The following is a 22,214-nucleotide window of genomic DNA, read 5'->3' as shown; positions in this document are numbered from 1 at the left end:
TGTAGGCCTCGTCCCGTTAGAAGATCGCGTACTCGCGGAACGCGGGCGCCAGCGGCGTCTCGAAGAGCAGCGCCAGCAGGCCGTTCTGCAGCTCGGCCGCGAGGCGGCGGACCTCGCGGAAGGTGGGGGAGGCCGACGCGGTCTCGCGGTCCAGCGCGCTGAGCTCGTCACGGACGGCGGGGTCGCCGAGCATGCCGGTCCAGCGGTCGTAGGCGCCCAGGCAGCGGACGCCCGCGTCGTGCTGGCCGGCGGCCAGGAACGCGTCGGCGACGCGATCGGTGGCGGGCAGCGCCAGCTGCCGCGCCAGGAACGCGGCCGCGTCGGCGTGCTTGAGCGCGTGGCAGCGCAGGATCGGGACCAGCCCGCCGGCGAAGAGCATCTTGCGCGACGTGCGCAGCTTGGCGTTGCGCAGGCCCCACTTGGCGTCGGTCTCGCGGTGCTTGCCGGCGAAGTCGACGGCGATCGTGCGCCAGTAGCGCATGACGTCGTTGAGGAAGAAGCGCGGCGGGCGGCGGTCGGTGCGCGACTCCGACAGGTAGCGGTCCAGGATCTGCTGCCAGACCGCGCGGTGGACGTCGTCGCCGACGACCGGGACCGACTCCAGCATCAGCAGCATCCGCTGGGTCAGGTTGCGGTTGTCGTCGTCCTCCAGGCCGATGTGCTCGACGAGGTCGCGGCCGAAGGCCGCGGTCCCGAACGAGCCCTGCGGTCCGGGCCCGGCCCGCTCGCCGCCCAGGACGCCGGCGACCGCGGCGACGGCGGCGTCCAACCCGTCGCGCGGCGGGCCGTCGACGAGCAGCAGCCAGTCGTCGTCGGAGCCCTGCGTCAGCTCGCCGCGGCCCCAGGAGCCGAAGAGGACGACCGCGGCGTCGGCCGGCAGCGCGCCGCCCGCCCAGGCGCCGGCGGGGAGCGCGGCCTCGCCGCCGATCGCGCGCGCCGCGGCGAAGCGGGCCCGCAGCGCCGCCAGCCCCGCGTCGGTGCGCTCGCGCGCGGCGATCAGGTGCGGGAAGCCGTCCCCGCCGTGCGCGGCCAGGCGTTGGAGCGCCGAGGCCGCGCCGTCGCCGGACATCAGGCCGACAGCGGGGCTTCCAGGATCCAGGGCACGTCGCGGCAGCGCCGGAGGACCGGGCCGAACGCGGCCTCGTCCTCGACGGTCAGCGGGACGTGGTGGCCCGCGTCGTCCAGCGAGCTGACGTGCAGGTGGCGCAGGCGGTCCGCGAAGCGATCGAGCAGCGCGTGGGCGCCGTCCATCGACGCGTCGACGTCGCGGGCGTGGGCGACGTCGAGGCAGAGGCCCGCGTCCGGCAGCTCGGCCAGCAGCGGCGCGAGCTCGTCGGCGGTCCGGCCCGCGCCCTTGCGCGTGTCCATGTTCTCGATCACCAGGCGCGCGCCGAGGCGGCGGTACTCGCCCGGGTCGTCGATGACGTCGGGGTGCACGACGATCGCGTCGACCGTCGCGGGCAGCCGCTGCAGCGAGTCCACCAACTTGGGCTCGGCGAGCTTGAGGCCCTTGCTCGGCGCGTGCACGCTGAGGTAGCGGAACGCGGGCAGCTCGTCGCCCGCGGACAGCAGGTAGGCCAGCAGGCCCGGCAGCTCCAGCTCGCTGAGCGCCGCCAGCTCCGCCGTGAACGGCGACAGCTCCGCCGCCGCGTCCACCAACGCCGGCCAGTCGCCGCGCTCGTCCGCCATGAACCCCGTCGACGCGCCGATCGGATGGTGGGCGAGCAAGGGACGGGTCTCGTTCAGGGCGGACAACGGCATCATGCGGCGTCCGAGCCTAGGCGACGGCTCGGACGCCCTTCGGCGGAGTCCCCGCAATCACCGGTAGAAGTTCGTCGTGGAGACGATGACCTATGCGGTCGCCGACCGCGTCGCCCGGATCACCCTGGACCGGCCGGAAGGCGGAACAGGCGCGGGTCGTTCGTCGTGATCCCGGTCACGCCGAGGCCGAGCAGCCGCTCGATCGCGACCTGGGAGTCGACCGTCCACGCGTAGATCTCGCCGCCGGACGCGGTCATCCGCGCCACCAGGTCGGAGTCCACGAGGCGGTGGTGGGCCATCAGGCAGTCGAAGCGGCCGGAGACGATCGCCGCCTCGATGCGCGGCACGACGCGCCGGTTCCAGCGATGGCGCCGGCGCGACAGCCAGCCGCCGACGCTGATGCCGACGCGCGCGGTCGGCTCGACGCGCTTGACGCGGTCCAGGCAGCGCGCGAACTGGGAGGAGAACAGGCAGCGCTCCAGGACGGCGGCGGCGCGCAGCAGGTCGACCGTCCGCGCCTCGTAGCCCGGGCGCTTGAGGTCGACGTTGAACAGCACGCGCGCGTATCGCGGATCGGCGAGGCACGCCAGGCCCTCGGCCAGCGTCAGGCAGCGCCGCCGCCGGGCGTCGAGCGACGAGTGCGCGAGCAGCAGCTCCCCGCGATGGCAGAGGACGTCGAACTCGATGACGTCGACGCCGGCCGCCAACGCCGCCTCGAAGCTCGCCACCGTGTTGCCAGGAGCCAGCTGGCCGGCGCCCTTGTGCCCGACCCGCTTCACCCGCCCCGGCGCGACGGTGGTGGTCATGACCCCATGATCGCCCCGGGGATGCCCGTTTTGAAGACCCGAGCCGCTGACGGTCCGGCTTTTGACGCGCGCCGGCGCCCGACGCGCTTACGCGCTTGGCGTCTCGGTCTCCAGCACGTCGAAGGACCAGACCTCCGACGCCGTCCCGACCGGCCCGGACGAGCGGTGCTGGGCGTGGCCGGCGGCGAAGTCGGCGCTGGTCATCCAGGCGCGGAAGTCCTCCTCGGAGCGCCACTGGGTGACGACGAGGCAGACGTCGCGGTCGTCGTTGGGGCGCAGGAGCTGGAAGCCCTCGAAGCCCTCGGCGGCGGAGACCTTGCCCGCGCGCGAGGCGAAGCGCTGGGCGAACTCGTCGAACCGCTCGCGCGGGACGGTGATGGCGTTGATCTTGACGATGCTCACCCGGCGCATCCTCGCACGCCGGGGCGCAGGCGGCGGGCCGCGTCACGGGCGCGGCGCAGGCCGTCGGCGCGCAGCGGCAGCGGCGCGTCGACGCGGGGGAGGCCGTGGCGCAGCAGGAACCGCGGGTTGGCCTGGGTGAGCTGGACGACCTGGGCGGCGGAGGCGCCGGCGGCGATCGCGGCCGACTCGGCCTCGGCGAGCGTGTGGCCGCGCGTGCCCGGGTGGCCGTCGGAGGCGATGATGTAGGCCAACCGCGAGCGGACCAGGCGGCGCGCGGCCTTCTGGGCCTCCGGGCCCTGGCGGCCCATCAGCGAGCAGGCGTTGACCTGCAGGACCGCGCCGTCCTCCAGCGCCGGGCGCAGCCGCGCCAGCCCGCCGTCGGTCAGCAGGCCCGTGGCGCGCTCGGGATGGGCGATGACGATCCCGAAGCCGCGGGCGCGGATCTCGGCCAGCCCGACGGCGAACGCGTCGTCGACGCCCGCGAACGGCACCTCGGCCAGGACCCAGCGGGCGCCGGCGGGACCGTGGGCGATGACGTCGAGGTCGACGGCGCTGAGGTCCGCCGCGGCGCCGGGATAGACCTCGCCGCCGGGCTCCAGGCGCAGCGCGATGTCCGCGCGGTCCAGCGCCCGCTGGAGGTCGGCGCAGCGGTCGTGGATCTCGGAGATCTCGACGTCGAAGTACGGGGAGCCGACGTGCGGCGTCACCGTGGCGGCGTGCACGCCGTCGGAGGCCATCCGCGCCGCGTGCTCCAGCGCGGTGGCCTCGTCCGGGGCGCCGTCGTCGATGCCGGGCAGCAGGTGCAGATGGAGATCCACGCGCGTCATGTCATCCACTATTTCGACAGCTCCCGCGACGATGCTGTTACGAAGCGGTTGCCGTCACGACGATGACGCGCGTGGGGTCCTCGGATCGAGCTAGCGCTTCTGCTTCAGCTGGTGCTTCTTCTTCAGCTGGAGCTTGTGCGCGGCGCGCTTGATGTGCTTCGCCGCCTGCGCCTCGCCGTCGGCGTCCCAGCTGACGCACTGCCGGCCCCCGCGGTCGCAGACGCGCCCGTTGTGCAGCGGGCCGTCCTCGTTGACGCCGGTCGTGCGGATCAGCCAGGTGCCGTCGGCGCGCGGCGAGATCCGCGTCGTGGCGTCGACCTGGTGGGCCGGCGCGAGCACGTGCGTCACCGACGACACGCCGCCGGCCGCCTGGATCGCGTCGATCGTCGGGCCGAGGTCGCCGGCCCAGGCCAGGCACGCGTGGTCGTCGTCGCCGGGCGCGCCGACCCAGTCGCAGGCCAGCGTCGAGACCGTGGCGCCGGAGGCGTCGAGCACCGAGATGCTGTAGGAGACGGGGTCGTTGCCGACGTCGGTCGTGGCGTTGACGACCTGGTCGTCGGCGCTCGCCGTCCCGGCGAAGGCCAGCGTGGCCGCGCCGGCGGCGAGCGCGAGGCGCAGGGTGGAAGGGGACATGATCTTGTTCATGCCCCCTGGTCGGTCGGTGGGAAGTAGAGGTAGCGCGCCTTCCACCGGTGTCTTCCAACCGACAGGATCTGTCCCGAACATGCGACACCTTCTCCCGGACGACCCGACTGATCGGTGGATGTCCACGATCGACGACGAGCAAGACCGTCACCTCGCGCGCCGCGCGCGCCTGGGTGACGAGCAGGCGTTCGCGGAGCTGGTCGACCGCCACCGTGCCCCGCTGGTGCGCTGGGTCGCGCGCCGCTCCGGCCGGCCGGAGCTGGCCGAGGACGCGGTGCAGGAGGGGTTGATGGCGGCCCACCGCGCGCTGCGCGCCGCCGACCGGTCGCCCAACGACGTGCGCGCGTGGCTGCACACGATCGCCTGGCGCCGCGCCGTCGACCTCGTGCGCCGGGAGCGCCCGGCCACCGAGCTGAACGAGGGATCGGCGGTCGTGCCGGGCCCGGAGGGCGCGGTGCTGCGCGCGCTGGAGCTCGACCGCGTCGTCACGGTGTGGAGCGGGCTTCCCGAGCGCCAGCGCGAGGCGCTGCGCATGAGCGCGCTGGAGGGCCGGACGCTCGAGGAGATCGGGGACGCGCTGGGCGTCAACGCGGCCGCGGCGAAGTCGCTGGTCGCGCGCGGGCGCCGGGCGCTGACCGAGCGCCTGACGGCCGACGAGCTGCGCTGCGAGGACATCCGGGCGGAGATGCTGGACGCGACCGAGCGCGGCGTGCGCCTGGGCGCCGACGCGGGCCGCCACGTGAAGGCCTGCCGCGACTGCTCGCGACTGCATCGGCGGGCGCGCCGCCGGAGGCGCCTGCACGCGGCGATCCTCAGCCCGCCGGCGCTCGTCCTGAGCCGCCTGCGCGAGTACGTGTTCGCGATCGCCGGCCACGAGCCGCAGGTGACGCTGGCCACCAAGGTCTGCGCGGGAGCGTGCGCGACGGCGCTGGCCGGCGGGATCGCCGCCGCGCCCGTCGCGACCTCGACGTTCGTGGGCGTCGGCGGCGGCGCCGCGGTGGCGGGCGCGGTGCTGAGGGCCGAGCGGCCGGCGGCGTCGCCGGTGCCGCGGCGCACGCACCACCGCGGCCGCCCGGTGTCGACGGGCGCCACCGCCGGCGGCGAGGGGACCGTCGCCTCGGCGGCGACCACGACCGCCACCGCGAGCACGGCGACCACGGGTGCCGCGACCGGGACCGGGACCGCGCTGACCGACGGCTCGGCGCGGCGCGGGGTGTCGATCGCCACCGGCACGACCGTCACCGTCGCGCGCCCGACGACGTCCACGTCCAACGTCCCGGCCAAGCGCGTCCCGCCGGCCGTGGTCATCCGCGCGGAGAGCGCGAACGCGCCCTCCGCGCGCGTCGTCCGCGGCCCCGAGGGCCAGGGCGCGGACGCCACCGAGACCGCCACCGCCCCGACGGGCGCGGCGGGCGCGGGCGCCGCCTCGGGCGCCGACGCCGCCGCCGGCTAGCCCGCGCGCACGCCGGTCCTGGCCCGGCGCAGCGCGAGCGTCGTCCCGCGGGTCGTGGTCGTCGTCGTGCCGGAGGTCGGCTCGAGCGAGACCGCGATCCTCAGCGCGAGGCGGTGCCGGCGGCGCAGCGCGCGGGCGCCGGAGCGCGTCGGCTTCAGCGTGAGCGTGAGGGTCCGCGCGGACGTGGCGCGGGCCGCGCCCCTCGCGTAGGTGATGGACTTGCCGCCCGACCGCGCGGTCGCCCTCGCCGAGAGGCGTCCCGCGCCGGCGACCTCGACGGTCAGGCGGATGCTGCCGTCCTTGCGCACGTGCCGCGCGGCGATCGAGAGGGGAGGACGGACGGACGGCGCCCACTCGAACGCGCCCGCGTCCGGCGCGCCGTGGACCGGACGCGTCTCGTGACCCAAGTTGTAGACGTACTGCTCGGTCGGCAGGCCGCCGGAGGGGGAGGGGCTCGCGACGTCGCGGCACGGCGAGGTCTCGCGCAGGTGGTAGTCGTAGGCCGCGCGGTCGACGAACCCCGGGTCGGCGACCTGGCAGTTGCCGCTCAGCCGCGCCCCGGCCTGGGTGACGAACGTCGTCGCGCCGACGACGACGTTGTTGGCGACGACCGCCGGGCTGCCGACGCCGGCGGCGACAGCGATCGCGGTCCCGCCGGCCGGACGGTCGTCGACGAACGTGTTGTCGACCACGGTCAGCCGCGAGTCGGAGTTCGACGCGCCCTCCTCGCCGTAGGCGAGCAGCGTCGAGTTCTCGGTGGCGGCACCCTGCTGGATGACGTTGCCGACGACGCGCGTCAGCCCGCCGTTGGGGAGGTCCAGCTCGTAGGAGCCGGTGCCGCCCTCCTCCGTCAACCGGTTGTACATGATGTCGTTGATCGCCGCCCGCGACTTCACCAGGTGCCCGACCTGGGCGGCGTGGGAGTAGCTGTAGCGCATCGTGAAGTGATGGATGTTGCCCACGTAGATGTTGTGGGACTGGCCGTCGCCCGCGCCGTTGCGGGCGAACTCGGTGCTGTCGACCGTGAGGTCGATCGACGCGACGTTGTTCACCAGGATGCCCTCCTGGTTGTCGTGGAAGGACGAGCCGACGACGGTCAGCGAGCCGCCCTCCAGCCGGATCCCGGCGCCGTTGGCGTCCGGCACCTGGGCGCCCGTCAGCTCCACGTCGCGCACGACCGTGCCGACGCCCGACAGCACCCAGATCGCCTTGCCGCCGCTGCTGTGGCCGGCGGCGTCGACGTGCGCGCGCCCGTTGACGCCCTCGATCGTCAGGTGCGTCACGCTCGACGCGCACACGTCGCCGTCGTAGGTGCCGTTGCCGGCGGCGTCGATCTGGACGACGTCGCCCGGCCCCGACGCGGCGATCGCCTGGCACGGCTTGGCGTACGCGTGTCCGGGACCGACCAGGCGCGTCGTCGCCCCGGCCGCGGACACGCCCACGCACGACCCCGAGAGCCCGACGACCGCGGCCGCGACCAGCGGCGTCCGAAGGAGGCGCATGGCGGGGGACCGTACCCGGCGCGCGGCCGGGCCACCGATCACCGGGCCAGGTCGGCCGGCTCCTGCAGCCGCGTCAGCTTGCGCGGGTTGCGCATCAGGAAGATCCGGCTGACCCGGCCGTCCTCGACGACGACGCTCACGGCGCCGGTCTCGTCGCCGACCTCGACCCACGCCGCGGGCGCGCCGTTGAGCCACAGCGGCGAGGTGCGCACCGGCTCGGGCAGCTGCCCGGCGCGCGCCAGCAGGCGCGCCACGCGGTCGTGGCCGCGCACCGGGACGCGCACCGCCGCGGCGACGCCGCCGCCGTCGGCGATCAGCACGACGTCGGGCGCCATGACCTCCATCAGCTCCTGCAGCTCGCCGGTGCGCAGCGCGGCGAGGAAGCGATCGACGACGGCCTGCTGCTCGTCGCGCTCCACGCGGATCCGCGGCCGCCGCTCCGCCACGTGCGCCCGCGCGCGGTGGGCGATCTGCCGCACGGCCGCCGCGCTCTTGCCGGTCGCCGCGGCGATCTCGCCGTAGGGCAGGTCGAAGACCTCGCCGAGCACGAACACCGCGCGCTCGGTCGGGCTGAGCGTCTCGAGCACGGTCAGCATCGCGATCGACACGTTCTCGGCCAGCTCGACGTCCTCGGCGACGTCCGGGCTGGTCAGCAGCGGCTCGGGCAGCCACTCGCCGACGTAGTCCTCGCGACGCCGCGACGCGGACCGCAGCGCGTTGAGCGCCTGGCGCGTGACGATCCGGACCAGGTACGCGCGCGGATCGCGCACCCGCGCCTGGTCGACGTCGGCCCAGCGCAGCCACGACTCCTGCAGCACGTCCTCGGCGTCGGCCGCCGACCCGAGCATCTCGTAGGCGACCGTGAACAGCAGCGGCCGGTGGGTGACGAACGGGTCGGCGGTCATCGCGATCGAGGCTAGGCCGCCGCCAGCGGGATCTCGCACGCCGACGAGAAGCCCTGCGACTCGACGCCCAGCGCCACGTTGCCGCGGGTCGACAGGTTCGCGAACGCGATCACGGCCGTCAGCTCGACCAGCGCCTTCGGGCCGAGCGCGTCGAGCAGCCGCGCCGACAGCTCGTCGGTCACCGCCGACGGCGTGGCCGTCATCGCCTCGGCGTACTCCAGGACGTCGCGCTCCAGCGGCGTGAAGACGTCCGCTTCGCGCCAACGCGGCACCTGGCTGGCCTTGCCGAGGTCCAGCTGCTTGTGGAGCGCCTGGAAGTAGTTGAAGTCCAAGCACCAGGCACAGCCGACCCGAGCCGCGACCGCCATGTGCGCGAACGTCTTCAGGCTCTCGTCAGCCGCGTCCCAACTCGCGACCTGACCGCCGAACGCCGTCGCGGCCTCGCCGAACTCCGGGTGATGCCACGCCACCTCCGTCGGCGCGGGCACGAACCCGAACCGCTCGATCATGTTCTCTCCGACCTCACCGAGGTCGACCTTCGGGATACGCGGTGTCATGCACAGGAGACACCGCCCGTCGCGAGCGCGTGACATCGGATCCGCAAGCCGTGGGAGAAGGGCTTCCTCGCGGGATCAATGCTCGCTAATCGGCGTTATGACAACCAGGAAACGAAAGGACCGCCGCCCGGCCACGGCCAACGGCGACGACCCCGTCTTCACCGATCGCCGTCGCGAGCGCTAGCCACGGGCGTCGTACGCGACTTGGATGAGGCTCTTGAGGTCGGCCAGAACATCGACGTTGCGCACGGAGTACTCGGTGTCGCCCAAGCCGAAGTGGCCGATGCTCCGCACATCGCGCATCACGTCGTCGTTCCAAGGCCGCGCGCGATCCGGATCGAGCGCCAGGTAGACGACGGCCCGCTGCTGCTGAAGCTCGATGGTGAAGAACGACCGCTTGCCACGGAAGTAGCCGATGTAGAGCTTCCGGACCCGACGCGTCACGTCACCGCCCAGCGAGAGACCGAAGGCGTTGACCTCGGCGAAGACGTCTTTGATCAACGCGCTCTTGTTGTCGAGGTGAACACCCAAATCGTATTCCTGCCCTCTAGGCGGCGCAGGCGGTCCGAGCCGAGAGGCCACGCTCCGGCCGGCCGGGCCGCCGGAGTCGGGCTCGGGGACCGCGGTGACCGGCGCGTCGAGGATCCTCGCGAGGCTGCGCTTCAGCGCCTCAGCCGGGACGGCCGGGTGCCCGATCCGAGCCGTCAGTATGTCGACCATCGTCTGCGGCGGATCGATCGCAAGCTCGGCCAATGCCTGACGCACGCGCCCGTCCGTGAACACACGCTCGCCGAAGCGGTCCAGATCGCCGGCGCTGACCGCTTCTCGCGAGATCAGTCGCAGGAGCTTGGCCTTCTCACCAGCGGTCTCCGCTGCGTCGGCAAGGTCGACCTCGAAGAGCAGCTTGCGATCCATCGCCACCGGTTCGTTGGTCTTGTAGACCTTGATCCGCGAGCCGTTGGTCAGCACGCACCAGACAACGCCGTCGTTGTTCGCGTAGTTGAGCGTTTGCGCGATGAACTTCTTGTCGTCCAGGTTCTCGCTGAGGCCCTTGGCCTCGACGTACACGCGCGCTTGGCCGTCGAGCTTGAGCGCGTAGTCCAAGAAGGTGCCCTCGAAGACCCTGACCTCGCGCTGAACGTGATCCAGGTCGGCGGGGTCCCACCCCAACGCCGCGACGAGCGGCTCGATCAGCAGCGCCTTCGTGTTGGCCTCGTTACCTGCGCCGCCGGCCTTGAGCTTGGCAACCGTTTCAAGCGACTTTGCAATGGTGTCGGGAAGCGCCACGGGCCCGCATCGTACGGGCGTTTGCAGACGACTGGCGGAGCGGCAAAGGTCGTCAGGTCTGCGCGCCGCTGCGCGGGCTCGCTGCCCACCGGCAGCAACTCCCCCGGACCGAAAGCTCCCGCACCCGGTGTCCATCAGGTACGGTCGTGTCTATGACGACCCGGACCGCCGTTCCGCTCCTGGCCGCCGCCGCGCTGGCCGTCGCCGCCGTGCCTGCGCACGGCGCGGGCATTCCGAAGACCAACAAGTGCGGCACGGTTGACACGAGGAACGGTGGCAAGGCGCAGTACATCAGGGGCTTCAAAGTCGACTGCAAGACGGCGAAGGCCGTCGCGGGCAAGGCAAACGGCAAGGTGTCGTTCAAGGCGAGTGGCTTCACGTGCCGGCTGACGGGCAAGACGTACCTGTGCGGCAGGTCCGGCTCCAAGCAGACGGTCGTCTTCACGTACAAGAAGCCGTAGGGCGCGCGTGATCCGCTAAGACGTGGGTCATGCGGATCGCGTTGATGATCGAGGGTCAGGAGGACGTCACCTGGGCGGACTGGGTGGCGCTGGCCGAGACGTGCGAGGCCTCGGGGATCGAGGCGCTGTTCCGGTCCGACCACTACGTGTCGGTCTCCGGCCACCGCGAGCGGGGCGCGCTCGACGCCTGGGGCACGATCAACGCGCTGGCCGCGCGGACCACCACGTTGCGGCTCGGCACGCTCGTGTCCCCGGCGAGCTTCCGGCATCCGTCGGTGCTCGCCAAGCTCGCCACGACGGCCGACCACGTCTCCGGCGGCCGGATCGAGCTGGGCCTGGGCACCGGCTGGCACGAGGTCGAGCACGCCGCCTACGGCTTCCCGTTCACCTCCATGAAGGACCGCATGGACGTGCTCGAGGAGCAGCTCGCGATCGTCCACGACGGCCACTGGGGCGACGACGAGCACTACACCTTCGAGGGCGACCACTACACGTTGACCGACCTCGACGCGCAGCCCAAGCCCGTGCAGCGACCGCACCCGCCGCTGATCCTCGGCGGCGCCGCCGGCCCGCGCGCCGCGCGCCTGGCCGCGCGCTACGCCGACGAGTACAACACGGTCATGCCGACGGCCGAGGAGATCGCCGAGCGCAAGGCCCGGATCGACGCCGCGTGCGCGGCCGCCGGCCGCGAGCCGATCCCGTTCTCGACGATGGGCCCGGTCCCCGACGGCGGCTACGACGCGCTGCTGGCCCAACTGCGGGACCACCAGCGGCTCGGCGTCGCCCGGGCCTTCGTCCAGCACCTCGACCACCGCGACCTGGCGCTCGTCGAGCGGATCGGCCGCGAGCTGGTGCCGGCGCTCGCGGCCCAGGCGACCTAGCGGCGCACCTTTCCCACGCGCGTGAACGTCAGCTTCCAGTCGATCGACGTCGTCGCCGCCCGGTGGCCGCCGGCCACGAGCCCTCCAGCACGTTCTCCGGCGTGATCAGCTTGCAGTTGTCGTAGCCGATCTTCTCCCGGATGCCGCTGCCCTCGGTCAGGGCGTCGGGCGTGATCGCGACCGCGCGGCCGGTCGCGCTGAGCTGGACCTCGTAGTTGACCAGGCGGGTGCCGCAGTCGGGCGTGACCGTCGGCGGGTCGATCGGCAGCGGCTACCCGTACGCCTTGCGCAGCGCCGGCGCGAGGTCGCCCGCGCCGACCACCACCACGTCGTCGAGCCCCAGCCAGGACGCCATCGCGCGCAACCGCTCCAACAACGCCTCGGCGACCGCGCCCGGCGAGGACGCCCCGGCGGGCTCCAGATGCGCGGCCTGCACGAGCAGCGCGCTCGCCGCGCGGTCGGCCTTCAGGTCCACGCGCGCGACCAGCTCGTCGCCGAGCAGCAGCGGCAGCACGTAGTACCCGTGCACGCGCTGCTCCTTGGGCACGTAGATCTCGATCCGGTAGCGCATGCCGAAGAGCCGCTCGACGCGCGGACGCTCCCAGATCAGCGAGTCGAACGGGCCGACGAGCGCGCGGGCGTCCACGCGGCGCGGCACCCGCGCCCCCGGCGCCAGGTAGGCGTCCTGCGCCCAGCCCTCGACGGCGACCGGCAGCAGCTCCTGCGCCTCGACCAGCTCGGCGATCCGCGCCTTGGCCTCGACCGCCGGCAGCCGGAAGTAGTCGCGCAGGTCGGTCGCGGTCGCGACGCCCAACGATCGCGCGGCGACGCGCAGCAGCTCGCGCTGGGCCTCCTCGACCGGCGGCGTCGGCACCGCCAACACGTCGGCCGGGATCACGCGCTCGGGCACGTCGTAGAGCCGCTCGAAGCGGCGCCGCCGCGCGCTGGTGATCTCACCGCTCCAGAACAGGAACTCCAGCGCGCGCTTGACGTCCGACCAGTCCCACCACGGGCCCTTCTTTGCGCGCGGCTCGTCGAGATGGCCGAGCTGGGACGCGGTCAGCGGCCCGCGCGCCCGGAGGTCGTCGAGGACCGCGGCGACCAGCTCGGGCCGGTCGCGCGCGATGCGCCGCATGCCGCCCCAGGCGTCGTCGTGGGCGCGCCGCATGCGCCAGCGCAGGTGCGGATGCAGCTCGACCGGGATCAGCGACGCCTCGTGGCCCCAGTACTCGAACAGCCGTCGCGGGGCGTAGTGCGACAACTTGTCGAGCAGGTCGGTGTCGTAGGCGCCCAGCCGCGCGAACGCGGGCAGGTAGTGCGCCCGCTGCAGCACGTTGACCGAGTCGATCTGGATCAGCCCGACGCGGTCGACGACCCGGGCGCGCAGCGCGCGCGTGTCGACCGCGCGGCCCAGCGGTGGCTCGGCGAAGCCTTGGGCGGCCAGCGCGACGCGGCGGGCCTCGGCGGACGACAGCTTCTCGCGACGACGGGCGGGGCGCCGACGCTGGGGAGACGAAGACGGAGATGCGGACATGGCGGGGAGGCGTCCCATCTTGCCGCACGGGCCGGACCCGCTCCCGCCCAACCCTCGTGTTAGGGTGCCCTAACTCATGCGCCGCCTCCTCCCCGCCGCCCTCGCCGTGCTCGCCCTGCTGCTCACCGCATGCGGCGGCGACGACACCGACTCGGCCGCCGCGCCCGCCGCCCGCGCCACGGCCACGAACGCCACGCCGTCCACCTTCCCCGCCACCGTCGAGCACCGCTACGGCTCCACGACCGTCACCAAGGCGCCCCGGCGGATCGTCTCGGTCGGCGCGACCGAGCAGGACGTGCTCCTCGCGCTCGGCGAGAAGCCGGTCGGCGTGACCGAGTGGTACGGCGACCACCCCTACGCGACCTGGCCGTGGGCGCAGGCCGCGCTCGGCGACTCCCAGCCGACCGTCCTGCACGCCGACGACGGCATCAACGTCGAGGCCGTCGCCAAGCTCCATCCCGACCTCATCGTCGGCACCAACTCGGGGATGGACAAGAACATGTACAAGAAGCTGTCCGCCCTGGCGCCGACGATCGCGGGACCCAAGGGCGGCACGTTGTACTTCTCGCGCTGGGACGTCCAGACCCAGCTGATCGCCGACGCGCTCGGCCGCCACGACGCGGGCGCCAAGCTGATCGCCGGCGTCAGGCAGGAGTTCGCCGACGCGCTCGCCGCGCACCCCGAGTTCCAGGACAAGACCGTCACCTTCAGCCAGAACGCGTTCTACGACGGCAAGTTGTACGTCTATCCGCCCGGCCTCGGCGTCGAGTTCCTGGACATGCTCGGCTTCACCGTCAACCCCAAGATCAAGCCGCTGGCGCGGCCGGGCACGCAGGCGCAGATCTCGGCCGAGCGCCTCGACGTCATCGACGCCGACGTCCTCGTCTTCGCCACCGAGAAGCCCGCGGACGTCGACAACCTCATGAAGATCCCGACGTTCGGGCCGCTGGACGCCGTCAAGCACCATCGCGCCGTGTTCACGGACCCGATCCTCAGCGGCGCCATGTACTTCGAGACGCCGCTGTCGCTGCGCTACGTCGCCCAGCACCTCACGCCGCTGCTCGCACAGGCGGTCGCGGGGAAGGCGCCGCGGAAGATGGCGGCGCGCTGAGGCCCGCCGCGCCGTCGGCCTCCGACCCGGCCCCCGGCCCCGGCCGCACCAGCCCCGCGCCGCAGTCCCGGCAGCGCGCGACGTGGCGCACCGCCCGGTAGCTCCACCCCGCGCCGCAGACCGTGCAGCGGTACTCGGGAGCGGGCGGCGTCACGGCGCCCCCTCCTCTCCCTCGTCGATCAGCCCGCGCGTCGCGGCCCAGTGCGAGACCTCGTGGCGCGAGCTGAGCTGGAGCTTGCGCAGCACCGCGCGCACGTGCGACTCGACCGTCCGCACGCCGATCCCCAGCCGCTGCGCGATCAACTTGTAGGCGTAGCCGCGCGCGAGGTGGTGCAGCACCTCGCGCTCGCGCGGCGTCAGGTCCTCCAGCGGGTCGTCCTCGGGCGCCGGCGGCTGGGACTCCCGCGCGCTGAACGCCTGCAGGACGAACGCCGCCAGCCGCGGGCTGAAGTACGCGTCGCCCGCCGCGACCCGGCGGATCGCCGCCACGAGGTCGTCCGTGTCGATCGTCTTGGTCACGTAGCCCAGCGCGCCCGCGCGGATCATCGGCACGACGTCCTCGGCGGCGTCGGAGACCGAGAGCGCCAGGACCGCGGGCACGGCGGCGGCGGGCTCCAGCGCGCCGAGCGCCTCGAGCACCGCGACGCCGCCGCCGTCGGGCAGATGGACGTCGAGCAGGACGACCCGCGGCGCGGTCGCCGCGATCACCGCCACCGCCTCGGCGGGCGCCGCGGCCTCCCCCACGATCTCGCAGGACGCGGCCAGCTCGGCGCGCACGCCGGCGCGGAACAGGTGGTGGTCGTCGACGACGACGATCCGGATGCGGTCGGGCGCCTCGCTCATCGCGGGCCCTCGCCGAGCCGCAGCGCGACCTCGGTGCCCTCGCCGGGCGTCGACTCCACGGTCGCGCGGCCGCCCGCCGCCGCCATCCGGCCGACGATCGCGTCGCGCACGCCGCGCCGCGCGGTCGGGACGTCGGCGAGCACGAACCCCGGGCCCTCGTCGCGCACGAACACCTCGGCGCCCGCGGGCCCGACGTCGGCGAACACGACCACCGGCGGCGCGCCGTGGCGGACCGCGTTGCGCAGCGCCTCGCGCGCGGCGGCCGTCAGCGCGGCACCGTCCGCGTCCAGGCGCCGGTCGCCGATCGCGGTCAGCTCGATCGCCACGCCGTGCTCCTCCTCGACCTCGGCGACGACGTCGCGCAGCGCCGCGACCAGCGTCTCGGACGCCAGCTCGGCCTCGCCGGCCATCCACGCCCGCAGCGCGTGCTCCTGGCGGCGCGCGAGCCGCGCGACCGCCGACGGGTCGTGCGCCTGGCGCTGGACGAGCGCGAGCGTCTGCAGGACCGAGTCGTGCAGGTGCGCGCCGAACCGGGCGCGGTCGGCGTCCTCGGCGCGCGCCGCGTCCTGGCGGCCGCTGCGTGCCAGGGCGGCGATCAGCACCGGCACGCCGACGAGCACGGCGATCGCGCCGAACGCCACGGCGAGGACCAACACCATCAGGAACGGGTCGGCCCGCACGTAGCCGCCGACGAAGCCCAGGCCCAGGAACGCGGCCCAGCCGACCATCAGCACGCCCGCCACCGCGCGCCACGGGAAGCCCGGCGCGGGCGGCGCGCCGCCCTCGGTCATCTGCCGCCACGGCGACCGACGGTCGCGCGCCAGGCCGAGCCGGTCGCGCAGCGCGTCGGCGATCAGCACCACGCCGCCGGTGGCCGCCAGCGTCATCAGCACCAGCGGCCAGAGGCGCGTCCGGGCGACGTCGCCGGCGGCCGAGAAGAGGCTCGCGCCCGGCCAGCCGGAGAACCGCGAGCCGACGTCGCCGTAGCCGAGCGTCGCGGCCGCGAACCAGAGGCCGACGACGACCAGGACCGCGCCGAGCACGAGGATCGCCGGCCGGCGGTGGATCGCCGTGAGCATCCGCGGGATCAGCACGAACGCGGCGACGACCACGCCGGCCAGCGCGACGGCGACCGCCGCGGTGCCGCGCGCGCCGTCGGCCAGCGCGAGCGCCAGCCCGCCGAGCATCGCGGCGCCCGCCACGGCCGTGGCGCGCCACGCCGGGTCGTCGGCGACGCGCGGACCCCGCGCCGGCGCCGGCGCCGGCGCGATCGTGGTCGCCTGCTCGCTCACGCGCTCGCCTTCCCGCTCGCGCACGGGCCCGGCCGCTGCGCGGTGACGCGGTGGTTGCGGCGCACCTCGGCCTTGTGGGCCACGCGCCAGCGCGCCAGGCGCCGCTTGGCGACCGCGCGCTTCTCGCCGCGCGTGTCGGGCGCGGGCATGTAGCCGTAGGGGAAGCCGGGCCAGTCCACGTCGCCGCGGGGATCGACGTCGTCGGGGTAGTCGCGCACGTAGAGGCCGCCTCCGGCCGAGGTGAAGGTGATGTTCAAGGTCAAGGGCGCGTGGCGGTCGTTGACCGACATCACGTGCCCGGAGCCGCCCCAGCGCTGGTTGCCGAAGACCGACACGGCCGAGAAGAGCGTCGAGGAGCGCCCGGTGAGCACCCATACGGCACGGGTCGCGAACGTGTGGATGTCGAAGTCGAGGCTCACCGGCACGCAGCGCCCGTGCGGCAGCGCGACGATCGTCCGCCGCACGCCGCCGTCGATGCGCAGGTCCACGGTGCCGGTGCGCGGCCACCGCGTCCGGCGCAGGTCGATCACGGTCTCGCCGAGCCCGCTGCGGTAGCCGTGGGCCGGGAAGTCGGCGACCGCGCGCGGCGCGAACTGCTGGTCGGCGGTCTGACGCGCGAGGTGCACGCCGCCGGCGGCCAGCGCGACCGACGGCAGCGCGAGCGCGCCGACCGGCAGCAGCGCCCAGCTCGGGCCGAGCCGCTCCCAGGACGCCAGGGCCGCGACCAGCACGACCGCCGCCACGACGAGGACGATCCAGCCCAGGCCGAAGACCGTGGCCGCCGCCGCCAGCGCGGCGAGCGTCGCCAGGCCGACCGCGCCGGCGCCCGCCAGCACGAGCGCGGCGAGCGGCCGTGCCCGCGGCGCGTCCTCCTCCCCCTCCGCGGGCACGATCAGCCACCACGCCAGGTACGCGAGCACGCCGAGCCCCCCGACGCAGGCGACCGCCGCGAACGCGACGCGCACCGCGGCGACCGGGACGGCGCGGGCCTGCGCGATGCCCGCGCACACGCCGCCGATCCAGCGGCCGTGGGCGGCGCGGGTCAGCGGGGGCGGTGGGGGCACGGCGGGACCGGTCATGGCCCCATGATCGACGCCGAGGCGCCGGCGAGGTAGTCGGAATGGCCCGGACGCGTCTCCGGGATGTCCCGGAGACGTCGCCGGGTACGGTTCCTGACCATCCAGTCAGAAGCGTGCGGAACCGCACACAACCGTGACATCGATCGGTGGAACACTCACTCGTGTCATGACCCTCGCGCCCGAAGCCCCAGCCCATGACGGCCGCCTGATCGGCGAGGCGCCGCCCTCCCCCGCGGGACCCATCGACGCGGCCGAGGCCGCGTCGCTGCCCACGCCGCCGATGATCGACCTGCCGCGCGTGCTGCAGACCCTGCGCTTCAACCAGCGCCAGATCGACTTCGTCTTCGGCGCCCGCCGGCGCCACGGCGAGGTCTTCCGGATGCGCGGCATCGTGCCCGGCGACCCGGTGATCACCTCGCATCCCGATCACGTGCAGTCGCTGTTCAAGGCCAAGCCCGACGACGCGCCGTCGCTGACCGGCGAGTCCCCGCTGCGGCCGATCGTCGGCCCCAACTCGGTGCTGACCTCGGTCGGCCCGCGCCACATGCGCCAGCGCAAGCTCCTGCTGCCGCCGTTCCACGGCGAGGCGATCGACGAGTACGTGTCGATGATCGTCGAGGTCACCGAGCGCGAGATCGCCAAGTGGCCGGTCGGCGAGCCGATCGCGCTGGCGCCGCGCATGCAGGCGATCACGCTCGACGTGATCATGTCGGGGATCTTCGGCATCGAGGGCACGCCGGAGCGCGGCAGCACCGAGCACGCGCTGCGCCGCGCGGTCGTCGGGCTCATCGAGGCCTCGACGTGGAAGACCGCCCAGCTCGCCGAGTTGATGAACATCGGCCGCGACGAGCCGGTCGGCATCACGAAGTTCGGCCTCGGCTTCCTGGACCGCCCGACGTTCAAGATCATCGCCGAGCGCCGCCGCGCGACCGACCTCGAGGACCGCCGCGACATCCTGTCCCTGCTGCTGCAGGCGCGCACCGAGGAGGGCGAGGCCCTCACCGACCAGGAGCTGCGCGACGAGCTGCTGACGCTCGTGCTCGCCGGCCACGAGACGACGGCCAACTCGCTGGCCTGGACGTGGGAGCGCCTGGTCCGCACGCCGGCCGCGCACGACCGCCTGCGCGACGCGGTCCGCGGCGGCGACCAGGAGCTGTCGGACAAGGTCGTCGAGCAGACGATCCAGGAGGGCATGCGCGCCCGGCCGGTCATCCCGATCATCGGGCGGCGCGTCAAGAAGCACTGGCGGCTGGGCGAGTACGCCGTGCCGCCCGAGACGCCGGTGACCATGTCGATCCTCCTGGTCCACCACCGCGAGGACGTCTACCCCGACCCGTTCGCGTTCCGGCCCGAGCGCTGGGAGAACGCCAAGCCCGGCACCTACACGTGGATCCCGTTCGGCGGCGGCATCCGGCGCTGCCTGGGCGCCGCGCTGGCGATGGCCGAGCAGCGCGTCGTGCTGGAGGCGATGGCCCGGCGCCTGGACCTGGCCTACGACACGCCCGAGCCCGAGCGCGCGATCCACCGCAACGTGACGATGATCCCGTCGCGCGGCGCGACCGTGCGGGTGCTCAGCCGCCGCGCCTAGCCGGCGGGCGCGAGGACGACGTCGCGCTCGGCGCTGCCCGGCGCGGCGAAGTCCAACAACCTGGTCGCCTCGTCCGTGAGCGCGGCGACGGCCTCCGGGTCGAAGGCCTCGAACCCGGCGATCGTCAGCGTCGCGGACTTCTTGGTGGCCTTGCCGAGCTTCCAGGTGCCCGCGACGAAGCCGTCGACCAGCACGAGGCCGGCGATGAGGCCGTTCTGGGTCATCACGCGCGGGCGATGCTCGGCGGGCAGCACGCGCGCCGTGTCGGCGTGGGACAGGATCAGGTTGTCGAAGGGGCCGGTGAGGCGCGGCGGCGCGGGCGTGTCGGCCGCGGGGCGCGGCGCATCGGGCAGGTCGAGCAGCTCGCGGCCGTCCTCGTCGGCGAAGACCATCAGGTCGGAGCGCAGCGCCGCGAAGGCCTCGATCACCCCGGCGCGCCGGCCCGACCACTTCTGGAAGTCCGCGGCGCGCGCGGGCCCGAAGGCGGCGAGGTAGCGGCGGATCAGCGGCGCGAGGTCGAGGTCGTCGGGCGCTGGCGGCGTCCGGCCGGTCCACGCCTCCAGCGACGTGTGCGCCGGCGCGCCGCCGCGGCCCCACAGCCCGCGGGGCGGCACCTGCACGAGCGGGACGCGCGCGCGGACCTGCTGCGCGAGCGCCTTCGGATCGGCGTGCGGCCAGCGCGGGCCCAGCTCGGCGGCCAGCTGCGCGAACGTCCGCGGCTGCGCGTCGACCAGCGCGCGCCCGGCGGCCATCACCGCGTCGCCGTCGACGTCGGTGGGCAGCTTCCAGTTGCCGTCGGTGGCGCGCACGATCTCCCGCTGGCCGAGCGCCCGCAGCGCCGGCGCGTCGCGGCCGGAGAGCAGGTGGATCGTGCTGCGCTGCGCGGCGATCCGCACGGCCTCGCGGCGCTCCAGCAGGTCGCTCAGCTCGGCGGCGTCGAAGTTCGCCAGCCGCGCCCAGAGCTGGAAGTACGGGGCCTTGGCGTCCTGGGCCTGAAGGCCACCAAGATGCTCGATCGCCTCCAGCGCGGTCGCGGCACGGCGGGGCCCCAGCAGCCATTGGCGGGCGAGCAGCGCCCGGTTGAGCGCGCGGCGGTCGAGGACGGCGGGCACGGCGGGGACGCTAGCGCCCGCTCGCGTCCCTACTTCCTCTTCTTGGCCTTGGCCAGGGCGACCGTCTTCCTCGCCGTGGCCTTCTTGATGGTCTTGGTCCCGGCGAAGCTCGCGGTCACCGTGCCCTTGCCGCGCGCGGCGGCGCCGCGGGTGAGCGCCTTGGGCAGCGTCAGCGTGACCTTCCAGCGGCCCTTGGCGATCTTGGCCGTCCTCTTGACCTCGATGGTCTTGCGCCCCGCCTTCTGGGCGTAGGTGACCGTGATCGTCCCGGCCGCCTTCGCCGCGATCGTGCCCGACACGGTGACCTTGGCGCCCGTGCGGGTCGCGGCGGTCACCTTCAGCGCGGCAGAGGCCGGCGCGGACTGCGGCGTGGGGTGCGGCGTCGGCGTGGGCTGCGGCGTCGGGCTCGGCGACCCGACGACCGCCGGCGGCGGTCCGGCGGGAACCTCCGGATCGGTGACCGTCAGCGTCCGCGACACCACCGTCCGGTTGTCGTGCGTGTCGGTCGCCGACGCCTTCACGGCGTACGTCCCCGTGGCGGCGTAGACGTGCGTGACCGAGGCCCCCGTCGCGGAGGCGCCATCGCCGAAGTCCCACGTGACCGCCGCGCCCGTCGGGTCGGACACCGACGCGGTGAGGACGACCGGCTTCAGGACGGTCACCGAGTCGGGCACGTCCACCGACAGCGTCGGCCCGGTCACGTCGAGGTAGGCCGTGTTCAGGTCCCAGCTCGTGTTGCCGTCCTGATCGGAGTTCCAGAGCCCGAGGCCGAACATCGCGCCCTCGCCACCGAGCTGGGTGCGGATGGTCTGCACGGCGTAGCCGTCGGACCCGAGCGGGATCCTGGCCGCCTCCAGCGCCGGCCCGAGCGCGCCGCCGGGGGCGATCCGGCGGACCACCATCTGGGCCGTCGACCCGCCGTCGGCCTCCACCCAGGCGGCCAGCACGGTCCCGTCGGGACGCACCCCCAGCGACGGCGCGAGCTGCACCCGCCAGGCCTGCTCGGTGGCCACCGCCACGGGGGAGCCGCCGGACTGCCCCGGCGCGATGAGGTCGAGCCGCAGCGCCCCGGTCACCGTGGAGAGGCTCACGTCGGAGTAGAGCAGCGCCACCGTGCCGTCCGGGCCGACCGCCGCGTCGTACTGCGGCACGTGGCCGCTCCCGCTCGACATGTAGGTGAACGGGCCGCTCGTGAAGCCCGCGCCCGTCAGGGCCCCGTGGACGGGCAGCCGGACGCCGGCGACGAGCGTGGCGAAGGGGTCGCCGGGCGCGTCGGGATCGTGCGTCAGCCAGGCGGCCACAGCGCCGGCGGGTGACGACGCCAGGCGGAAGCTCTCCGATCCGATCCCCGACACCGACGTGGCCGACGACGCCTCGATCGAGCCATGGACGAGGCGCACGACCTTCACCTGGTAGTCCGGCCCCAGCCACCCCACCCACGCGGTCCCGTCAGGCGTCTCGGCGACCTGCATGCCGTTCGCCGCCGTGGACGGCCCGTCCTGGGCCGTGGGGCCGAGGTCCAGCGTCGGGCCGGCGACGCCATCGGGGCCGACGCGGGTCGCGTGGACGACATAGGACCCGGGGGCGGCGCCGGGGCCGGCCCAGGCGACGGTCACGGCGCCGTCCGCGTCGATGCCGACCGCGTAGCTGCCGAAGTGCGCGTCGGCGGAGGTCGTGGTCTCCAGCGTCGTGTCGTGGCGCGGGGTGCCGGTCGGGTCGAGCGTCGCCAGGTGCAGCGAGGCGCGGCCCGATCCGACCGGGGCCGTCCAGGCGACTGCGGTCACGCCGGTGGGCGCCGCCGTCAGGACCGGGACGGCGTTCCGCAGCGCGGCGCCGAGCGACACCGGCGTCGACACCGCGCCGTCCGACGTGACGTGCCGCGTCCACAGCTCGTTGCCCACGCCCCCGCTCCAGGCGATCGTCGCCGACCCGTCGGGCGCGGCGGCGACGTCCCCGGCCTGGGCGCCGAAGGCCGCGTTGACGGCGGGTCCGTTGATCACGGCGTCGGCGTGGGCGGCGGCGACCGGGACGAGCAGGACGGAGGCCGCGGCCGTCAGGGCGGCGGCCAGGCGCGGAACGCGACGACGGAGCGGAATGCTGGACACGGCCGTGCATTCTGGCGATTCGCGCGCCATTGCGCGACGGGACGGTCCGCAAACGCCGCGTCG

21 protein-coding genes are annotated in these 22,214 nt (G+C 74.3%); 5 read left to right on the top strand and 16 right to left on the bottom strand.

From position 1 onward, the window contains the following. Positions 1 to 16: 16 nt before the first annotated feature. The 6 genes from VFG42_RS21375 to VFG42_RS21350 all read right to left on the bottom strand — a co-directional run bounded on the left by VFG42_RS21375 (position 17) and on the right by VFG42_RS21350 (position 4,429). Complete coding sequence (locus tag VFG42_RS21375) at positions 17 to 1,069, bottom strand: nucleotidyltransferase domain-containing protein (RefSeq protein ID WP_324910837.1); 1,053 nt, start codon at positions 1,067 to 1,069, stop codon at positions 17 to 19. Beyond that, a complete protein-coding gene (locus VFG42_RS21370; RefSeq protein ID WP_324910836.1) occupies positions 1,069 to 1,764 on the bottom strand; it encodes a TIM barrel protein in 696 nt (231 codons plus the stop codon). The genes VFG42_RS21375 and VFG42_RS21370 overlap by 1 nt, the downstream gene beginning before the upstream one ends. A gap of 116 nt (positions 1,765 to 1,880) precedes the next feature. Next, positions 1,881 to 2,567, bottom strand: coding sequence for a glycerophosphodiester phosphodiesterase (locus VFG42_RS21365; RefSeq protein ID WP_324910835.1), 687 nt, complete (start codon positions 2,565 to 2,567; stop codon positions 1,881 to 1,883). An 87-nt stretch (positions 2,568 to 2,654) separates the two neighbouring features. Continuing rightward, on the bottom strand, positions 2,655 to 2,969 hold the full coding sequence (locus VFG42_RS21360; RefSeq protein ID WP_324910834.1) for an antibiotic biosynthesis monooxygenase family protein: 315 nt from the start codon (positions 2,967 to 2,969) through the stop codon (positions 2,655 to 2,657). Continuing rightward, positions 2,966 to 3,796, bottom strand: a complete 831-nt coding sequence (locus VFG42_RS21355; RefSeq protein ID WP_324910833.1) for a tyrosine-protein phosphatase — start codon at positions 3,794 to 3,796, stop codon at positions 2,966 to 2,968. The genes VFG42_RS21360 and VFG42_RS21355 overlap by 4 nt, the downstream gene beginning before the upstream one ends. 90 nt (positions 3,797 to 3,886) lie before the next feature. Next, positions 3,887 to 4,429 carry a hypothetical protein gene (locus VFG42_RS21350; RefSeq protein ID WP_324910832.1) on the bottom strand — a complete coding sequence of 181 codons (543 nt, stop codon included), beginning with the start codon at positions 4,427 to 4,429 and terminating at the stop codon, positions 3,887 to 3,889. Positions 4,430 to 4,559: 130 nt separating this feature from the next. On the opposite strand from VFG42_RS21350, the gene VFG42_RS21345 reads away from it, so the two are divergent. Next, complete coding sequence (locus VFG42_RS21345; RefSeq protein ID WP_324910831.1) at positions 4,560 to 5,894, top strand: sigma-70 family RNA polymerase sigma factor; 1,335 nt, start codon at positions 4,560 to 4,562, stop codon at positions 5,892 to 5,894. Here the strand turns inward: VFG42_RS21345 and VFG42_RS21340 are convergent. The 4 genes from VFG42_RS21340 to VFG42_RS21325 all read right to left on the bottom strand — a co-directional run bounded on the left by VFG42_RS21340 (position 5,891) and on the right by VFG42_RS21325 (position 10,145). Beyond that, a complete protein-coding gene (locus tag VFG42_RS21340) occupies positions 5,891 to 7,396 on the bottom strand; it encodes a hypothetical protein (RefSeq protein ID WP_324910830.1) in 1,506 nt (501 codons plus the stop codon). The genes VFG42_RS21345 and VFG42_RS21340 overlap by 4 nt on opposite strands. A 38-nt stretch (positions 7,397 to 7,434) precedes the next feature. After that, positions 7,435 to 8,301 carry an RNA polymerase sigma-70 factor gene (locus tag VFG42_RS21335; protein WP_324910829.1) on the bottom strand — a complete coding sequence of 289 codons (867 nt, stop codon included), beginning with the start codon at positions 8,299 to 8,301 and terminating at the stop codon, positions 7,435 to 7,437. A gap of 11 nt (positions 8,302 to 8,312) precedes the next feature. Further along, positions 8,313 to 8,858, bottom strand: coding sequence for a carboxymuconolactone decarboxylase family protein (locus tag VFG42_RS21330; protein ID WP_349260447.1), 546 nt, complete (start codon positions 8,856 to 8,858; stop codon positions 8,313 to 8,315). Positions 8,859 to 9,038: 180 nt separating this feature from the next. After that, on the bottom strand, positions 9,039 to 10,145 hold the full coding sequence (locus VFG42_RS21325) for a DUF5655 domain-containing protein (RefSeq protein ID WP_324910827.1): 1,107 nt from the start codon (positions 10,143 to 10,145) through the stop codon (positions 9,039 to 9,041). 152 nt (positions 10,146 to 10,297) lie between these two features. Between VFG42_RS21325 and VFG42_RS21320 the strand changes: the two genes are divergently transcribed. Further along, entirely contained in the window at positions 10,298 to 10,606 is a 309-nt protein-coding gene (locus VFG42_RS21320) for a hypothetical protein (RefSeq protein ID WP_324910826.1), read from the top strand. Positions 10,607 to 10,635: 29 nt separating this feature from the next. After that, positions 10,636 to 11,487 (top strand): TIGR03560 family F420-dependent LLM class oxidoreductase, encoded by an 852-nt coding sequence (locus tag VFG42_RS21315; protein WP_324910825.1) that lies wholly within the window; start codon positions 10,636 to 10,638, stop codon positions 11,485 to 11,487. A 271-nt stretch (positions 11,488 to 11,758) separates the two neighbouring features. Here VFG42_RS21315 and VFG42_RS21310 read toward each other — a convergent pair whose 3' ends face one another. Next, a complete protein-coding gene (locus VFG42_RS21310) occupies positions 11,759 to 13,021 on the bottom strand; it encodes a winged helix-turn-helix domain-containing protein (RefSeq protein WP_324910824.1) in 1,263 nt (420 codons plus the stop codon). 76 nt (positions 13,022 to 13,097) lie between these two features. On the opposite strand from VFG42_RS21310, the gene VFG42_RS21305 reads away from it, so the two are divergent. Further along, positions 13,098 to 14,132, top strand: a complete 1,035-nt coding sequence (locus VFG42_RS21305; protein ID WP_324910823.1) for an iron-siderophore ABC transporter substrate-binding protein — start codon at positions 13,098 to 13,100, stop codon at positions 14,130 to 14,132. Between the two features lie 150 nt (positions 14,133 to 14,282). Here the strand turns inward: VFG42_RS21305 and VFG42_RS21300 are convergent, their stop codons facing one another. From VFG42_RS21300 to VFG42_RS21290, 3 genes are read right to left on the bottom strand one after another with little or no spacing between them, the layout of a single operon-like run. After that, a complete protein-coding gene (locus VFG42_RS21300) occupies positions 14,283 to 14,975 on the bottom strand; it encodes a response regulator transcription factor (RefSeq protein WP_324910822.1) in 693 nt (230 codons plus the stop codon). Further along, positions 14,972 to 16,267, bottom strand: a complete 1,296-nt coding sequence (locus VFG42_RS21295; protein ID WP_324910821.1) for a sensor histidine kinase — start codon at positions 16,265 to 16,267, stop codon at positions 14,972 to 14,974. The genes VFG42_RS21300 and VFG42_RS21295 overlap by 4 nt, the downstream gene beginning before the upstream one ends. Continuing rightward, positions 16,264 to 17,346, bottom strand: a complete 1,083-nt coding sequence (locus tag VFG42_RS21290) for a PspC domain-containing protein (RefSeq protein WP_324910820.1) — start codon at positions 17,344 to 17,346, stop codon at positions 16,264 to 16,266. Before VFG42_RS21290 ends, VFG42_RS21295 begins: the two co-directional genes overlap by 4 nt. 166 nt (positions 17,347 to 17,512) lie before the next feature. Between VFG42_RS21290 and VFG42_RS21285 the strand changes: the two genes are divergently transcribed. After that, positions 17,513 to 18,934, top strand: a complete 1,422-nt coding sequence (locus VFG42_RS21285) for a cytochrome P450 (protein ID WP_324910819.1) — start codon at positions 17,513 to 17,515, stop codon at positions 18,932 to 18,934. On the opposite strand, the gene VFG42_RS21280 is transcribed toward VFG42_RS21285, so the two are convergent. Together VFG42_RS21280 and VFG42_RS21275 are read right to left on the bottom strand one after the other, a co-directional pair. Further along, positions 18,931 to 20,046 (bottom strand): winged helix DNA-binding domain-containing protein, encoded by a 1,116-nt coding sequence (locus VFG42_RS21280; RefSeq protein WP_324910818.1) that lies wholly within the window; start codon positions 20,044 to 20,046, stop codon positions 18,931 to 18,933. The two genes, VFG42_RS21285 and VFG42_RS21280, sit on opposite strands and share 4 nt — an antisense overlap. 29 nt (positions 20,047 to 20,075) lie before the next feature. Then, positions 20,076 to 22,151, bottom strand: a complete 2,076-nt coding sequence (locus VFG42_RS21275; protein ID WP_324910817.1) for a PKD domain-containing protein — start codon at positions 22,149 to 22,151, stop codon at positions 20,076 to 20,078. Positions 22,152 to 22,214: the final 63 nt, after the last annotated feature.

Source organism: Baekduia sp., assembly GCF_035685985.1.
In the GTDB taxonomy this organism is placed as follows: domain Bacteria; phylum Actinomycetota; class Thermoleophilia; order Solirubrobacterales; family Solirubrobacteraceae; genus Baekduia.
The sequence above is the reverse complement of the archived record's forward strand: the minus strand, read 5'-3'. Positions and strand labels throughout refer to the sequence as shown.

What these genes read in the sequence shown, in the direction of transcription:
- VFG42_RS21350 (WP_324910832.1), bottom strand. Translation starts at nt 4,429, where the DNA reads ATGTCCCCTTCCACCCTGCGCCTCGCGCTCGCCGCCGGCGCGGCCACG.
- VFG42_RS21285 (WP_324910819.1), top strand. Translation starts at nt 17,513, where the DNA reads ATGACCCTCGCGCCCGAAGCCCCAGCCCATGACGGCCGCCTGATCGGC.
- VFG42_RS21330 (WP_349260447.1), bottom strand. Translation starts at nt 8,858, where the DNA reads ATGACACCGCGTATCCCGAAGGTCGACCTCGGTGAGGTCGGAGAGAAC.
- VFG42_RS21355 (WP_324910833.1), bottom strand. Translation starts at nt 3,796, where the DNA reads ATGACGCGCGTGGATCTCCATCTGCACCTGCTGCCCGGCATCGACGAC.
- VFG42_RS21305 (WP_324910823.1), top strand. Translation starts at nt 13,098, where the DNA reads ATGCGCCGCCTCCTCCCCGCCGCCCTCGCCGTGCTCGCCCTGCTGCTC.
- VFG42_RS21375 (WP_324910837.1), bottom strand. Translation starts at nt 1,069, where the DNA reads ATGTCCGGCGACGGCGCGGCCTCGGCGCTCCAACGCCTGGCCGCGCAC.
- VFG42_RS21300 (WP_324910822.1), bottom strand. Translation starts at nt 14,975, where the DNA reads ATGAGCGAGGCGCCCGACCGCATCCGGATCGTCGTCGTCGACGACCAC.
- VFG42_RS21290 (WP_324910820.1), bottom strand. Translation starts at nt 17,346, where the DNA reads ATGACCGGTCCCGCCGTGCCCCCACCGCCCCCGCTGACCCGCGCCGCC.
- VFG42_RS21310 (WP_324910824.1), bottom strand. Translation starts at nt 13,021, where the DNA reads ATGTCCGCATCTCCGTCTTCGTCTCCCCAGCGTCGGCGCCCCGCCCGT.
- VFG42_RS21365 (WP_324910835.1), bottom strand. Translation starts at nt 2,567, where the DNA reads ATGACCACCACCGTCGCGCCGGGGCGGGTGAAGCGGGTCGGGCACAAG.
- VFG42_RS21335 (WP_324910829.1), bottom strand. Translation starts at nt 8,301, where the DNA reads ATGACCGCCGACCCGTTCGTCACCCACCGGCCGCTGCTGTTCACGGTC.
- VFG42_RS21315 (WP_324910825.1), top strand. Translation starts at nt 10,636, where the DNA reads ATGCGGATCGCGTTGATGATCGAGGGTCAGGAGGACGTCACCTGGGCG.
- VFG42_RS21340 (WP_324910830.1), bottom strand. Translation starts at nt 7,396, where the DNA reads ATGCGCCTCCTTCGGACGCCGCTGGTCGCGGCCGCGGTCGTCGGGCTC.
- VFG42_RS21345 (WP_324910831.1), top strand. Translation starts at nt 4,560, where the DNA reads ATGTCCACGATCGACGACGAGCAAGACCGTCACCTCGCGCGCCGCGCG.
- VFG42_RS21370 (WP_324910836.1), bottom strand. Translation starts at nt 1,764, where the DNA reads ATGATGCCGTTGTCCGCCCTGAACGAGACCCGTCCCTTGCTCGCCCAC.
- VFG42_RS21320 (WP_324910826.1), top strand. Translation starts at nt 10,298, where the DNA reads ATGACGACCCGGACCGCCGTTCCGCTCCTGGCCGCCGCCGCGCTGGCC.